Raw genomic sequence first — 15,537 nt, 5'->3', positions numbered from 1 at the left:
AGAGCTTCAGTTAGCAAGCTCAGGTGGGTGCAGGACCAGCCAACTCTTGCGGCCTGCCGGGCACAGGGAGTTTAATGAATGGCCGGGTGTGGGAAAATAGATTGTGTGCTACCAGTTCCTGCTCACCTGAAAGTAACCAGAATCTATGACACACACAGCAAAGGCCGTAGCCGCACAGCATAATCTTGCATCGCTGATCACAGACCGGGCTGAGAGCCAGTCAGTGGCTTTAACCTGGGCAGGCGGTGGGCTCACCTACGCGGAGCTTGTCATAAGAACTGGGCAGGCTCGGCTTTGGCTTGAAGCTCGGGGACTAGTTGCTGGTGACCGGGTTGCTTTGGCTCTGCCGAATGTTCCCGAGATGGTTATTCTTTACTACGCTCTTGTATCCTTGGGAGCTGTTGCGGTTCCGCTTCATCCTCTGCTCTCTTCACGAGAGGTTGTATACCAGCTTGAAGATTCTGGTGCGAAGCTCTTGATCGCCGGCGAAGGCACGCGGGTTGCTGATCAAGCTGAGCAGACCGGTCGGCACCTGGGCAGCGAGCTAAAGATTGAGATTCTTGGTCTGGGCTTTGATTTTGCGGCTCCTAGGGTAGGCCCCTGGGAGCCTAGAGCCGTGCACCTGGACGCGCCCGCTGTTCTGCTCTACACTTCGGGGACGACGGGTGCCCCCAAGGGCGCGACCTTAACCCATGCGAATATGCTGTCCAACGCCCGTGCCTGCGCAGAGGTTTTTGGGTTTAGGGGGGACGACACTATTTTTGGCGGGCTCCCGCTCTTTCACGCTTTTGGTCAAACGGTGTCCATGAATGCAGTCTTTGCGGCCGGTGCAAGCGTCGCTCTGCTTCCGCAGTTCACACCGGGGGGAGCAGCACAACTGTGCGCGAGCGCCGGGGTCACGGTTTATGCCGCGGTGCCAACCATGTATGGGGCTTGGGCCGCCTATCTGGCTACTGACCCTGCCCTGGCCGCCCAGTTGCGGGGGACTATCCGGTTTGGCGTATCTGGCGGGGCAGCTTTACCCGCCTCTGTTCACCGGCAGATTGAGCAGATCTTAGCTTTTCCCATTTATGAGGGCTATGGCTTAAGCGAGACTGCTCCCGTGGTGGCTTTTAATCGTGCGGAGTTTGGCTTGCTCATCGGGTCGGTGGGTCGTGCTCTTCCCGGGGTGCGTGTCAAAGTTGTTGATAGCAGGGGGCAAGAACTTGGCGCGGGCCAGCCCGGTGAGCTCTGGGTTGCCGGCCCAAATGTTATGGCTGGCTACTGGAACAACCCCCAGGCAACACAGCAGGTGATGCAGGGGGAGTGGTTTGCGACCGGGGATGTGGCAAAAATTGATGAGCAGGGCAATATCTTTATTGTTGACCGTCTTAAAGACATGATTCTGCGCAATGGAAATAGCATTTATCCGCGCGAGATCGAGGATGTCCTCGACATCCATTCTGGGGTCAGGCAGGCCGCGGTCGTGGGTGTTCCCTGCCCCCGGGTAGGTGAGGAGGTCGTGGCTGTGATTGTGCCGCATGAGCAGCTTGATGAAGCGCAGATGGGTGAACTGGTGGCGGCCCTTGATGCTCTGGCCCGTGCAGAATTGGCAGCCTATAAGCGGCCTCGTCGCTATGAAGTGCGGCAGTCGCTACCGCTGGGTCCGACCGGAAAAATACTTAAGCGTGAACTAGCTGGGACTATAGTTTTAGAGGGCTAATGACTGCTCAGGAGTAGTAGCTCTGAGGCCGCGGGGCGCTGATTGAAAAGAACCTTACTTTCTAGCTGGTGGTAGCTCAAGAAGCTTGGGGCCGGCGGCGGTGTTTTTGTGTGTTCGGGTTGGGGTGCAGGGGTGCTGTCGTCGTTTTGGGGTGTGGTGCCGGCCGGTTGGTTTGATGATGGTGGTGCTGTGCGGGATCTAGGGTTGTTGGGTTCTGGTGCGTCGGGTGTGCAGGTGTCTGTGGGGGTTATGGTTGAGAGTGTGAGGGAGGGTTCTGGTGAGTGAGTCTGTAGGTTCTGTGCCTGTGCAGGAAGGTGTGGGGCGGGCGAAGACTCTTGGCGGCAGGATTGCTGCTGGGGTTGTTGCGGTGCTTATTTTTAGCCCGATGGTTTATGGGTTTGCGCATGTGTTTCTTTCTGGTGCTGTTAACCGTGCCTTTCATTATGAGAAACAGTGCACTATTACTGCTGTTGCTGTGCAAAGTGGTGGTGTGAGGTCATATTCGTCGTCGTCGAATATTTATATTCAGAGTCCTGATTGTTCTGATTTGAGGTTTGTTGGGGATCGTCATGGGTTGAGGCGTGTTGAGGTTGCTGAGCGTATTGATGCTCTTGCTGGTCAGCGGGTGACGGTGGATGTTGGGGTGTGGCAGACTCCGTTTGCTGCTACTGATGTTGTGGGTTTTGAGGGTCTTGATTTGGGCCGTTAGGCCTTGGTTTGTCTGGTGTGGTAGCGGTGGCGGTGTTCTTGTGTGTTCGGTTTGGGTGCGTGGGGGCTCCCCCGCCGTCGTTTTGGGTGTGGTGCTGGCCGGTTAGTTTGTGTTGGCTTTTGGTGTGTTGCTGGGGTTTGGTTAGGCTCGTGGGTAGTTGGAGAGGTGGTTTGTGTGGCTGTTGTTGATCAAGACCGTGGTGGTAAGTCTGGGGCTGGTAGTTTAGGTCCTCGAGGGCGTAAGATTTTTATGCGGTGTGTGTGGACTTTTTGGGTTGTTGTTTTTGCTTATTACTTTGGTAACCTGCATTTTTATCGGACGGTTGATTGTACTGTTGTGGGTGCTGAGGTTGTCAGTGGTGGGGGCGGTTTGCGGTCTTCTTCTTCATGGCAGGGTGTGAATACTGAGACTGAGGAGTGTGGGCTGGTGTTTTTTACAAAAATGCAGAATGAGGGTTTTGATAGTGCTCAGGATTTGGCTGATGAGTTGAATCGTCATCGGGGTGAGCGGTTGCGGTTTCGGGTGAGTTATTTGTATGTGGGGCACTATACTGCTCGTGCTGTGGAGTTGGAGGGTTTTCCGATTCGGGGGTAGGTGTGTTTGGGGTCTTGTTTTGGGTTGGTAGGCCCCTGGTTTGTTCCTTGTGGTAGTGGTGGCGGTGTCCTTGTGTGTTGGGTGCTGGTGGTGTGCCGTCATCTTTGTTTTGGTAAGGGTTTTGCTAGTTCTGCTCTGGTGTCTGCTCCTATGAGGGGGCCTGCGACGGATCAGTTGCATGCTATGGGTTCATCTGCTTCTTGTGGTCAGAGGTCTATGATTGCTGGTGCTAGTGGTGTGGCGGTGAGTGCGACTGGTTTTGCTGCTGAGGAGGGGTTTGATAGTGATGAGCCAAAAGAAAAATAAAGGTGAGTCGGCTGAGTCCGGTGAGATACCGTAGAAAATCAATTACCCGGGTTTATTTCTTATTATTCTCGTGATTACTTTGATTATTGGAACACCATTTTATTATCTGTGGCGGTGGAAAATTTATGATCGTTCGCATCAGGTGCCTCTGGTGTGCACGGTTGAGTCTGCTGAGCATGAGTCTAGGAGTTCAAGCGGTGTGAGGTATAGCTCGTCGCGGGACGATATTGTTTTTTCGACCGAGGACTGTGGTGGGCTTTATATGCCGGTGAGTGAGGATGAGATTGAGTCTACGCTGAGCCGGGTTGAGCCGGGTAAGAGGTATGAGTTTATGATTGGTGAGACTAGTTTGAAGACTTGGGGCCAGCGGAAGGTGTTTTCGTTTTCTGGTCCTGTTGAGTAGTCATCTGCCTTGTTGGGGTAGCTGGGTAGACTTAGCAGAGAGTAAGGCGGCGCAGTGGCTGGAGAGGGAAATAGATGGAAAAGAGGAAATGGACTCGTAAAGAAATTCTCTGGGGTGCATTTTTTGGAATTTTTTTATTGCTGATGTTTCTGAGTGTTCCAGCTATTGACTATATAAATTTTCACTATGCTGAGCCAAAGGAATGTACTGTTGAATCGGCGAGGTTTTCCGCAGGCGGGAGTGGGTCAAGAGTTGCTTCAACGAAGAACAAGATGTGGATTGAAACTCTTGAGTGTGGCCCTATTATTACCTATAAGGTTAAGGGTGGCACCAATGATTTGTTGAAGAATATTGATTTGGTGAACCAGTATCAGGGGCAGAAGCTGGTTTTTATGATTGGTCCTTTATCGTGGAATCCGGGGAATACAGCTGCTGAGTATGTGATTATTCCTGAGCAGTAGCTGGCTTCTGGATGTTCGTCGTCCTGTTTTTCGGAGAAGGTAGGGGGTGCTGATGAAAAAGGTTTTTAGTCATCTGAGGGAAGCATGGAGCTTTTATTTTGTGGGTGTGGTTCTTTTGCTTGTGCTCATGACTCCTGTTAAACGGTATACGGATTCGCACTATACCCAGGAGATGACCTGTACCGTGAAGTCTGCCTCGACCGTCTGGCGTATGCGTGGTTCGGGAAAGGCTGGTGTGTCGAGCCCTGATTCGTCTGTTGTGACGGAGGAGTGTGGGACCTTGATGCTTTATCGTCCTGTGTTGGATGGTGTGGGTATGGAGGAGACGACGGATAGTTTGGTGGTGGGTAAGAAGTATATTTTTGTGGTGAATAAGTATCTTTTATACGGTAATTATCATAATATTCAGGATATTAAGGAGGCTGATGGTTCTCCTGTGAATTTTGGGTCTTCTGATTAGTTTTGGTTTATGCCTGTGCATTTGGTTTAGTGTGTGGGTTTATTTTTTTAGGGGTTTTTATGTTACTGGGTGCTCTCACGGGTCTTGTTATGGACGGTGTTAATGTTCCTTTGTCTAATGTTTTGGGGCAGTCTCTTGGTAGTCCGGTGAAGTTTTTGGTGGTGTATTTTCTGCTGGGGCTTCTGGTGGTTGCGGCGGGTACTTTTATTTGTATGCAGTTCCTACCCTTGTCTGCTGTTCAGGGTTTTGCGTCGTGGGGTTTGTTTATTCACCTGTATGTGGGGTGGACTAAGTATAGGGAGTTGAAGGGGGCTCAGGGTAAGGGTCTCTAGGGTGTGAGTGAGGGAGAGATTGAGTCTATCTTGAGTCGGGTAAGAGGTATGAGTTTATGATTGGTGAGACTAGTTTGAAGAGTTGGGGTCAGCGGGAGGTTTTTTCGTTTTCTGGTCCTGTTGAGTAGTGATCTGCTTGTTGGTGTGGTTCTGGATTTAGGTCGGTACCGGTAGGTTTCTGGTTTGTTTGGTGTGGCAGTGTGGGCGGTGTTCTTGTGTGTTCGGTTTGGGTGCGTGGGGGTGCCGTCGTCTTTGTTTTTGCTGGGTTTGATGATGGTGGTGCTGCTGTGCGGTCGATGGCGGGTCAGACGGTTCAGTGTGTCGCTTCTATTGTGACGAGTAATAATTTGGCGTATGCGTGGGGTGATTTTAAGGAGCATACTGTGGGTGGTTATGTTCGTGCTACGGGTGCGGGTTTTGGTGTTGATGTGGTTTCGCCGCGGATTAGGCCTTTACGACAGAGAGCTCTTGGTACTGTCTCGCCTAGCGCAAATGTTCTTGATAGGGGATTGGTGGCTGCGAATGGGTTTGCGATAGATCGAAGTGGCGATGCTCTTACCTGTATGGCAAGTTATGTTGTGGCACCTCAGGATCAAAATTTGAGCTGGGAAGGCGCCTTAAAGGAAGGGTGTAAGAATTCGGTGAGTGGCGGCTCAGGTACATTTAGTACTTTGGGGGCTAATAGAATTGGTGATTTCGATGATTACCCTATTGATCGGTGCGTTGATTTTTGTGGGTGTTCCCTTGGATGAGAAGTACAGGCGTTCTTATACAGTAGATAAAGACTGCACCCTGATTTCTGCTGAAGTGCTCAATAGTCGTAGTGGTACCGGTGGGCTTGCGACCTCGAGCACCCAACTGAAGGTGAGTACCCAGGATTCAGGGACTGTGTATATAGATTATGTTATTGCTCCGAAGAAGTCTTATCAGGATATGGCTGATGAGCTTAACCGGTATCAAGGCGAAGTTGTGACTCTCATTTTTCCTCCTTTTCAGTTGCCTGCTGAGGGTGATTATGTTTTGGGGTATGGGTATCGGTTCTAGCCATGCGGGGTATCTCCTGGTTCTAGGTTCTGAAGCACTGGTAGCTGGGGAAGAGTGACAGTGCGTGCTCCGCACACAAAAATATTTGAATAATTATGTCTAAGAGTGCATAATTATTTATAGATGTGTGGAATCCCCGCACCCTCAAACAACTATCAAGGAGCACCATGAAAGAGCGGATTGTTCTGGCCTACTCAGGCGGCCTCGACACCTCAGTTGCCATCGGCTGGATTGGAGAGGCAACGGGTGCCGAAGTTATCGCCGTTGCGGTAGACGTAGGTCAGGGGGGCGAGGATCTCCAAACAATCCGCCAGCGGGCCCTTGACTGCGGTGCAGTCGAAGCCTACGTGGCAGATGCGCGTGACGAGTTTGCTGAAAACTACTGCATGCCCGCCTTGAAGGCAAACGCCCTCTACATGGACGCTTACCCCCTGGTTTCTGCCGTCTCCCGGCCGGTCATCACCAAGCACCTGGTCGCCGCAGCAAAGCAGTTCGGCGCGAGCACCGTTGCTCACGGTTGCACCGGAAAAGGCAATGACCAGGTCCGCTTTGAGGTGGGTATCCAGACCCTTGGCCCCGACCTCAAGTGCATTGCACCCGTACGTGATCTTGCTCTGACCCGCGAAAAGGCAATTGACTACGCAGAGAAGAACAACCTGCCGATTGCCACTACTAAGAAGAACCCTTTCTCCATCGACCAGAATGTCTGGGGCCGAGCGGTAGAAACCGGCTTCCTCGAAGACATCTGGAATGGCCCTACCAAGGACGTCTACGACTACACCGACGACCCCACCTTCGCGCCCACCCCCGACACCGTCATCATTACCTTCAAGGAAGGTATCCCCGTGGCGATTGATGGTCAGGCCGTTACCCCTTTGCAGGCTATCGAGATCATGAACCGGCGCGCCGGGGCCCAGGGTATCGGTCGTATTGACATCGTGGAAGACCGTCTGGTGGGCATCAAGTCCCGAGAAATCTACGAAGCTCCCGGTGCCATGGCCCTGATTGCGGCTCACAAGGAGCTGGAAAACGTTACCATTGAGCGCGAGCAGGCCCGCTTCAAGAAGACCGTGGGCCAGCGCTGGACCGAGCTGGTCTACGACGGCCAGTGGTTCTCACCCCTCAAGAAGTCACTTGACGCTTTCATAAACGACACCCAAAAAATGGTTAACGGAGAAATCCGTATGGACCTGCACGGAGGCCGCGCGGTAGTAACCGGTCGCCGCTCCGAGACCTCCCTCTACGACTTCAACCTGGCAACTTACGATGAGGGCGACAGCTTCGACCAGTCCATGGCTCGCGGCTTTATCGAGCTCTTCGGCCTGTCTTCTAAGGTCGCTTCAGCCCGTGACCAGCGTCTAGGCCTCTAAGACGAGGAATACCCCCCCCCAGCTCTGGGTGCAGTGAACGCGCTGCTACAAGCTGACTCTCGCGGTTCTTGCGCGGGGCGCTCACCCCGGTTCAGGCCAGACCCTGCCAGCTTGCAGTCAGCGCGACCTCCTGCACCTTTTGTGCACTTAGACTTTTTGACTTCACCAGAACAGGAAAACCTCATGACTGATGTAAAGCATGGAACCAATGACGGAGCCCTCTGGGGCGGCCGTTTTGCCGGCGGGCCTTCTGAAGCTCTCGCGGCTCTCTCCAAATCAACCCAGTTTGATTGGCGTTTAGCCCCCTACGACATTGCGGGTTCCCGTGCCCACGCTCGTGTTCTGGCCAAGGCAGGTTTGCTGACCGAGCAGGAGCTGTCCGACATGATTGCCGCGCTTGACCAGCTTGAAGCTGATGTGCGTTCTGGCGCTTATGTTCCGGCAGAAACCGATGAGGATGTTCATGGCTCCCTAGAGAAGGGGCTGATCGAGCGTGCCGGTACAGACCTGGGCGGTAAGCTCCGCGCCGGCCGTTCCCGTAACGACCAGATTGCTACCCTGGGGCGTATGTACCTGCGCGATCACGCATCGATTATTGCCACTGGTGTGCTGGCAACGATTGATGCTCTTATCGGGCAGTCTGAGGCTCACCCCTTCGCGCCCATGCCCGGGCGCACCCACCTGCAGCACGCTCAGCCGGTGCTACTGTCTCATCAGCTTCTGGCTCACGCCTGGGCTCTTTCGCGTGACCTGGACCGTCTGCTGGACTGGGATAAGCGTGCAGCTGTTTCGCCTTACGGTTCTGGTGCGCTGGCTGGTTCATCCCTGGGTCTTGACCCTGAGGCCGTGGCCACTGATTTGGGTTTCAATTCTGCGGTCTATAACTCTATTGACGGTACTGCCTCACGCGATGTTTACGCCGAGTTCGCCTGGATTGCGGCCATGATTTCGGTGGATATTTCGCGTATTTCTGAGGAGATTATCCTCTGGGCGACCAAGGAATTTTCCTTTGTGACCCTGCACGATTCTTTTTCTACTGGCTCATCGATTATGCCGCAGAAGAAGAACCCCGATATCGCTGAGCTGGCTCGCGGTAAGGCTGGCCGCCTGATTGGTGATCTGACCGGTTTGCTGGCAACCCTTAAGGCGCTACCGCTGGCCTATAACAGGGATTTACAGGAGGATAAGGAGCCAGTCTTTGACGCTATTGACCAGCTTGAAGTTCTGCTCCCTGCGGTCTCTGGCATGATTGCTACTCTTACTTTTAACACTGATCGTTTGGCTGAGCTTGCACCCCAGGGGTTTGCTCTGGCTACCGATATTGCTGAGTGGCTGGTGCGTGAGGGCCTGCCTTTCCGTGTGGCTCATGAGCTGGCTGGTGAGGCTGTGCAGGTCTGCGAGACTAAGGGCTGTGAGCTGTGGGATTTGACCGATGAAGAGTACCGGGCAATTTCCCCCCATCTGCATGCCGGTGTTCGTGAGGTCCTGACTGTTGAGGGTTCCCTGAATTCGCGTAGCGCCCAGGGCGGTACTGCGCCTTCTGCTGTGGCGCAACAGTTGGAAGCTCTTAAGCATGAACTGGAACCCCAGCGCATCTTTGCTCAGCGTCAGACTCTCATCAGCTAAGCTAAAGAGTCACTGTCGTAGCTGCCTGATGAGGAGTTACGGCAACCTTTATCATGAGCTTGGGAGAAAAATTGCATTTAATTGATCGACTGAGAGCCTTCCGTGATTCCTTCATCATGGTTCCGTCTATCTTTATTGTCTGCGGTATTGGCCTGTCCTTAATCCTGGTTGCCTTGGATCAGGCCATGGGCTACGGGCCGGCAGATGCCACCCTCCTCTTCTTTACGGTGGGCCCTGAAGGTGCTCGCGGCATTCTTTCCTCGATCGCGTCAACGGTTCTTTCTGTTGCAACCATGGCTTTCTCTATCACTATTTCTGTGATGAGTTCAGCTAGTAGTTCCTTTGGCCCCCGCCTGGTCAGAAACTTCATGTCTGACCGTGGCAACCAGGTGGTTCTAGGAACCTTCACCTCAACATTCTTGTACTGTCTCTTGGTGATGAGAAGTGTCCAGGGGGCTGACAACTCGGTGAGTGGGCAGTCTTTTGTTCCTCATATTGCCGTGAATTTCTCGATGGTTCTGGCACTTGCCTGTGTAGGGGTGCTCATTTATTTTATTAACCACATTGCCTCTGGTATCCAGGTCAGCACTATTGCTACAACGGTTCAGAGTAAGTATATGAAGCTGATTGACCGCAATAATGAGTTTGGTGAAAAGGGCAGCGCTACTTGTGTTCGTCAGGATGAGAGAAGTAATTGGCCTTATTCCTACCCGGTGTGCACTTCTGATAGTGGCTATGTAGTTGATATCGAGCCTGTCGTCCTTGCCGAGAAAACTAAGGATAGTCAGGCTTTTGTCAGCCTACTGGTCAGGGCCGGTGATCACTTGGTGGAGGGCCAAAGGATCGCATGGATTTTTTCTGATACAGAGCTGGAACCAGAAACCCTAGAAAAGATGAAGTCCGACGTTCAGGCTATTTGCTCACTGGGGGACTCTCGAACCGATTACAATGATATTCGATTTGTCCAGGGGCAAATTGTTGAGCTGGGGGTACGCGCCCTATCACCGGGCACCAACGACCCTTTCACGCTGACGGACTCTACCCATGAATTAACCGTTGGGCTGGTACGTGCCGCCCAGCAGTCGCCAGCTCCTAACACGGTGATCTGCGATGGCAGAGCTTGTGTCGGTTACCTGCCGGTGGAGGCAGCGGAGTTAATCGACCTCGTTTTTGATAGTTTCCGGTCCTATGCTTTAGATCATGAGCAATGCCTGATCGACCTGCTCAAGATGGCTGGAAAAATTATTTGCTTGGGCTCTGATCAGCAGGCTACTGCGCGGGCTCGATGGCATGCTGCGGTGATAGTGGAGTATTTCCGGGCTACCGAGCCTCTGCCACATTCCCTGGATTTGGTGCTGTCCGCCTATGATAGGTACATAGTTCAGCAACAGTTTTAATGTGGGTGCGTATACTTATTGTGAATCGTCTAGCCAGTGGCTAGCTGGTCAGGTGAGCTTTTCTAGCTCGGCTTCTTGAGCTCCCTTTCTGGCTTAACTCATGGTTGGGGTAGTCTTGGCGGGTACCCCTAAGAAACGGGTGCTGGCCTGTGGAATAGGCTTCTTGGCCACTGGTTCCTAGGTACCCCCTGCTGATATGTATAAGGTGTTAGATTTTTTATGATTGAGCTGGTGGATTCTTCACTGCCCCTTGCGGAGCAGATTCCCGCTGCTTGTGCGCAAATTCCGGACTATCCCAAAGAGGGCATCCTCTTTTACGATGTGACCACCCTTTTTGCTAACCCTCAGGTTTTCCGCGCTTCGATGGAAGAAATAGCAGCCCGTTTTGAGGGGCAGTTTGATATCGTCGCCGGCGTTGAAGCGCGCGGCTTCTTGATGGCTTCCGCCATTGCCTACATTGCAGGGACCGGTGTGATGACCGTTCGTAAGGCAGGTAAGCTACCGCGCGATACCTACATGAAGGAATACTCCTTGGAGTACGGCCAGGCGGCTATCGAAATTCATAAGGACGACATCCCTGCCGGTTCTCGTGTTCTCATCGTGGATGACCTGCTGGCAACCGGTGGCACGCTTGAAGCGGCTACTCACCTGATGAAGATGGCCGACCTTAAGGTTGCCGGTATCGGTGTGCTCCTTGAGCTTGATGGCCTGGGCGGGCGTGAGATTCTTGCTCCGCACCGTCTTGAGTCTCTTTCACTGGTCTCGGAATAACCGAATAAGGTTGCATAGCTTTAGCCCCGTTCCCCCAGCATCATGCAGGGGGAGCGGGGCTTGGGCATGGGCAAACTGTCAACCTTTATGGCCTTGCTTTGGTGAGGCCTGGGCGAGGGGGTAGAATTGAGGGCCTGAAATTACCTGCCATGGAGGGTGCCGCCTTGACTGAAAACACCACTGATCGCTCCCAGGATGCTTTAGCTGAACAGGCTTATGAGAAGGAGCTCGTGGGGGAACGCATGTATGTCGCCAGGCTCTATGAGCGGCTGGACGAGCTACGGGGGATTAACGAGCGCAAACTCAAAAATACCCGTAAGGATCAGGCTGTTGGAAGCCACCAGAACCGTTCTGAGCGAGATGCCTATGCCCAGCATTACGAGGACAGGCTGGCCCAGTACAACGCGGTTGATCATCGTCTAGCTTTTGGCCGTCTTGACCTTGATGAAGGTGGCCAGCGCTATATCGGTCGGATTGGGTTAGCCACCGATGCGCACGAACGGCTGCTCATTGACTGGCGCGCACCGGAGGCCGGTACGTTTTACCAGGCCACAGCTTTTAACCGGCAGGGGGTGCGTCGTCGCCGCCATCTGATGCTGGAAGGCCGTCAAGTAACCGGATTTGAGGACGATGTCTTGGATTCGTCCATGCTCGATGAGGGTGCTGAAGCATCGCTCCACGGGGAAGGCGCTTTGTTGGCGGCCTTGAATCGTAAGCGCACCGGCCGTATGGGCGATATTGTGGCTACCATTCAGGCTGAGCAGGACGCTATTATCCGTGCTGACCTGGCCGGGGTGCGTGTAGTTCAGGGCGGGCCGGGTACCGGTAAGACAGCGGTGGCTTTGCACCGTGCGGCTTATCTGCTGTACACCTTCCGGGAGCGTCTGAATAACGCGGGTGTTTTGGTGGTTGGTCCTTCTGCTTCATTCATGTGGTATATCGAGCGTGTCCTTCCGTCGCTCGGTGAGACCGGGGTGGTCATGTCTTCGTTGGCTACCCTCTACCCGGGGATTAAGGCTGTCCCCGAAAAAGATCCTGGCGCCGCAGGGGTCAAGGGCGATTTGCGCATGGCTGAGGTGCTCAAAAAAGCTGTCTCTGACCGCCAGAAAGTTCCTGATCAGCCGGTCAGGCTGGCGGTGGATTCTACTGATCTTGTTCTGACTCCGGCTATGGTCAAGCAGGCCAGGGCTACCGCTCGCTCAACCGGTAAGCCTCATAACCAGGCGCGCGAAACTTTTGTCAAGGTCTTGCTGAAAGAGCTGACCGCACAGTTGAACGAGACTCTGGACCGTGCAGCCGGCCATGCTGTGGACCGTCCCTATCTTGAGGATGATGTTCGAGGTTCTATGGATGTCCGTCGCGCCCTTAACCTTGCCTGGATGCCTTTATCACCAGAGACTCTGGTACGTTCTCTGTATTCCAAGCCGCATTACCTTGAAAGTGCAACTGCCGGTATTTTGAGCCGGCAGGAGCGCGATGTACTGGCACGGCCTGCGTCCGCGCCTTTTACCGAGGCGGATGTCCCGCTTCTGGATGAGGCCGCCGAGTTGCTGGGTGATTTTTCCCAGGTCGCAGGTGCGGCCCAGATGGCCCGAGCCGAGGCTGCCCACCAGGCTAACCTTGAGAATGCCCGTAAGGCACTGGAAAACGTTGACCAGCAACTTGCTGATATGGGAATTGATGGCGTGGTGACTGCTGAGCAGATTGCGGAGCTGAACGAGGAACGCGGTGAGCGTATGACCGCAGCCCGCGCGGCCCAGGCTGATAGGACCTGGGCTTATGGCCATGTTGTGGTGGATGAAGCTCAGGAGCTTTCCCCGATGCAGTGGCGTTTGCTGATGCGCCGTTGCCCCATGAAGTCCTTCACGGTTGTGGGCGATATCGCGCAGGCTTCGTCTGCGGCGGCTTCTACTTCTTGGGCAGGAGCCCTTGAACCCTTTGTGGGGGAGCGGTTTACCTTGGAGGAGCTAACGGTGAACTACCGAACACCGGCGCAGATTTCCGATGCGGCTGTTGCTGTAGCGCAGGCGGCTGGTTTGTGTATTTCTGCTCCGAAGGCTGTGCGCCAAGGCCGCTGGGCACCTACCGCTGAGATTGTGGGGGAGGACCAGCTTCTGCCGTCGGTACTTGATGCTGTGGGCCAGGAACTTGAGCAGGCCGCTGGCGGTCTGATTGGCGTAATTGTCGCTGAAGGCAAATATCAGCAGACTGCCTTGGCTTTGGCGCAGGAGCACCGGGGCAAGTTGGGAACAAGTGCCTCAGCCTTGGAACATCAGGTGCTGATTCTGACCCCGTGGGAGGCCAAGGGCTTGGAGTTCGACAGCGTCATTATTGTTGAGCCAATGGATATTATTAGGGCCGCTAATGGTTCGGTTGGTGACCTCTATGTTTCGATGACCCGCCCCACCCAGCGTCTGAAGCTTATTGCTAGTGCTGAGCTTCCTGCCGGTTTGGAGCCCTTGGCAGATTAGCTTGCCGCGCCACCTCTTAGTTTCGTGCCAGCTGAGTATGCCCGCTACTTCTGTGCTTGGGCTACTGAGCTGGTACGGTTGGAGGTGGTAGTTTCTACCGTTTTATTGATGACTAACCAGGAGTAACCGTGTCTGAAGAGACTCTCGCAGCTCAGCACAATGACGATTCCTTTGAGAATATTTGGCAGGAATTGAAGTGGCGTGGCTTTGTGCACGTCAGTACCGATGAGGATGCCCTTGAAAAAGCGCTGACTGAGGAGACCGTCAACTTCTATATCGGTTATGATCCCACCGCTGCTTCTTTGCACCTGGGGCACCTGGTTCAGCTTCTGCTGATGCGTCGCCTTCAGCTTGCTGGTCACAAACCTTTTGGCCTGGTGGGTGGTGCTACCGGTCTCATTGGTGATCCCCGTCAGACATCTGAGCGTGTCTTGAATTCACGCGATGTTGTGGAGGGTTGGGTTGAGCGTCTGCGTAGCCAGATTGAGCGTTTCCTTTCGTTTGAGGGTGAGAACGCTGCCAGCATGGTGAATAACCTAGAGTGGACTAGTCAGCTTTCGGCTATCGACTTCCTTCGTGAAATCGGTAAGAACTTCCGTGTGGGCACCATGATTAAGAAGGAGATTGTGGCCAAGCGCCTGAACTCTGATGAGGGTATCTCCTACACTGAGTTCTCCTACCAGATTTTGCAGGGCAATGACTTTTTGGAGCTCAACCGCCGCTACAATGTGTCTTTGCAGTGCGGTGGCTCTGATCAGTGGGGCAACCTGACCTCCGGTACTGAGCTGGTACGTAAGGTTGAGGGCAAGAGCGTTCACGCCCTGGGGACCCCCCTGATTACTAACTCTGACGGCACTAAGTTTGGTAAGTCTGAGGGCAACGCTATCTGGCTTGATCCCGAGATGTGCTCACCCTACGCCTTCTACCAGTTCTGGCTGAATACTGCCGATGCCGATGTGGCTGACCGCCTCAAGGTCTTCACCTTCAAGACTCGCGATGAAATTGCTGAACTTCAGCGCTCTGTTGAAGAGGAACCTTTCAAGCGTTTGGCTCAGAAGACTTTGGCTTACGAGGTCACGTCGTTGGTTCATGGTCTTGAAGCTACGGAGAAAGTTATCGCGGCTTCCGAGGCTCTCTTTGGTAAGGGCGACTTCGCAGCTCTTGATGAAGCAACTTTGAGAGCCGCTACTGCTGAGCTTCCGCACGCTCTTGTGTCCGCGGACCAGCTCGATATGGTGACCGTTCTGACTAAGACCGGTTTATCTAGTTCTAAGAGTGAAGCCCGCCGTACTCTCAAAGAGGGAGGTGCAGCAATCAATAACGTCAAGGTTCAGGGCGAAGATGCTAGGCTGGCCCAGGAGGATCTCTTGCTCGGTAAGTATGCTGTTATCCGCCGAGGCAAGAAGAACATGGCTGTTGTTGAAATTGCCTAGTAAGTTCTGGGTCTTGAAAGAAACTGCCTACACTTGACTGGGGCCCTTGAGGTCTTGGTGGGCAGGCAGTTTTTGTCTTTCTAGGGCAGCGGTAGAAGGCCAAACCTGTTTGGTGGAGGTTCCAGGTGACCTAAAAGTGGCCTGAAAGTTGCTAGCTGAAAAATTTTTGGAAAAATTTATAAATCAGTATTTACTTGGCAAAACACTGGTAGCTTGGGTGGGTTTCGGTGCCCGATGGGCGGTTTTGAGGCCTTCTTGACTTGCAGAGTGTGAAAAACCTGCGTAAAGTATTACCAGTCGCCGCGGCGAGGGGAACCTTGCTCAAGGCCGTCTAATTGAATAGCGCACCACAAGTTCGGTTGCTTATGTAGCCAATTGGGATAGTGAATGAGAATTCGGTAGATCAAAAACAACTTGTGGTTATCGTCACGCAAAGATGATTTGCAAATGATATTAAG

At 53.5% G+C, this 15,537-nt stretch carries 12 protein-coding genes; all 12 read left to right on the top strand.

Features of this window, described 5'->3' with window-relative positions:
* Positions 1-145 precede the first annotated feature (145 nt).
* The 12 genes from ACN082_RS06950 (at position 146) to tyrS (ending at position 15,079) form a co-directional block, all read left to right on the top strand.
* A complete protein-coding gene (locus ACN082_RS06950) occupies positions 146-1,702 on the top strand; it encodes an AMP-binding protein (protein WP_419100133.1) in 1,557 nt (518 codons plus the stop codon).
* Between the two features lie 277 nt (positions 1,703-1,979).
* Complete coding sequence (locus ACN082_RS06945; protein WP_419100132.1) at positions 1,980-2,411, top strand: hypothetical protein; 432 nt, start codon at positions 1,980-1,982, stop codon at positions 2,409-2,411.
* A 174-nt stretch (positions 2,412-2,585) separates the two neighbouring features.
* Complete coding sequence (locus tag ACN082_RS06940; protein WP_419100131.1) at positions 2,586-3,005, top strand: hypothetical protein; 420 nt, start codon at positions 2,586-2,588, stop codon at positions 3,003-3,005.
* A 783-nt stretch (positions 3,006-3,788) separates the two neighbouring features.
* Entirely contained in the window at positions 3,789-4,175 is a 387-nt protein-coding gene (locus ACN082_RS06935; protein ID WP_419100130.1) for a hypothetical protein, read from the top strand.
* A 52-nt stretch (positions 4,176-4,227) separates the two neighbouring features.
* Positions 4,228-4,635, top strand: a complete 408-nt coding sequence (locus ACN082_RS06930; RefSeq protein ID WP_419100129.1) for a hypothetical protein — start codon at positions 4,228-4,230, stop codon at positions 4,633-4,635.
* A gap of 977 nt (positions 4,636-5,612) precedes the next feature.
* A complete protein-coding gene (locus tag ACN082_RS06925) occupies positions 5,613-6,011 on the top strand; it encodes a hypothetical protein (protein WP_419100128.1) in 399 nt (132 codons plus the stop codon).
* 167 nt (positions 6,012-6,178) lie between these two features.
* A complete protein-coding gene (locus ACN082_RS06920) occupies positions 6,179-7,381 on the top strand; it encodes an argininosuccinate synthase (RefSeq protein WP_419100127.1) in 1,203 nt (400 codons plus the stop codon).
* A gap of 183 nt (positions 7,382-7,564) precedes the next feature.
* Positions 7,565-9,007 carry an argininosuccinate lyase gene (gene argH / locus ACN082_RS06915; RefSeq protein ID WP_419100126.1) on the top strand — a complete coding sequence of 481 codons (1,443 nt, stop codon included), beginning with the start codon at positions 7,565-7,567 and terminating at the stop codon, positions 9,005-9,007.
* A 71-nt stretch (positions 9,008-9,078) separates the two neighbouring features.
* Entirely contained in the window at positions 9,079-10,404 is a 1,326-nt protein-coding gene (locus tag ACN082_RS06910; RefSeq protein WP_419100125.1) for a DUF2254 domain-containing protein, read from the top strand.
* Positions 10,405-10,623: 219 nt separating this feature from the next.
* Positions 10,624-11,175 (top strand): adenine phosphoribosyltransferase, encoded by a 552-nt coding sequence (locus ACN082_RS06905; protein WP_419100124.1) that lies wholly within the window; start codon positions 10,624-10,626, stop codon positions 11,173-11,175.
* A gap of 149 nt (positions 11,176-11,324) precedes the next feature.
* Positions 11,325-13,646: a HelD family protein gene (locus ACN082_RS06900; RefSeq protein WP_419100123.1), complete on the top strand. Its 2,322-nt coding sequence runs from the start codon at positions 11,325-11,327 to the stop codon at positions 13,644-13,646.
* 128 nt (positions 13,647-13,774) lie between these two features.
* On the top strand, positions 13,775-15,079 hold the full coding sequence (tyrS, locus tag ACN082_RS06895; protein WP_419100122.1) for a tyrosine--tRNA ligase: 1,305 nt from the start codon (positions 13,775-13,777) through the stop codon (positions 15,077-15,079).
* The last annotated feature ends 458 nt before the right edge of the window (positions 15,080-15,537 follow it).

It is taken from the genome of Rothia sp. CCM 9417, from assembly GCF_048513575.1.
Taxonomy (GTDB): domain Bacteria; phylum Actinomycetota; class Actinomycetes; order Actinomycetales; family Micrococcaceae; genus Rothia.
This window is presented reverse-complemented; position numbering and strand designations above follow the sequence as displayed.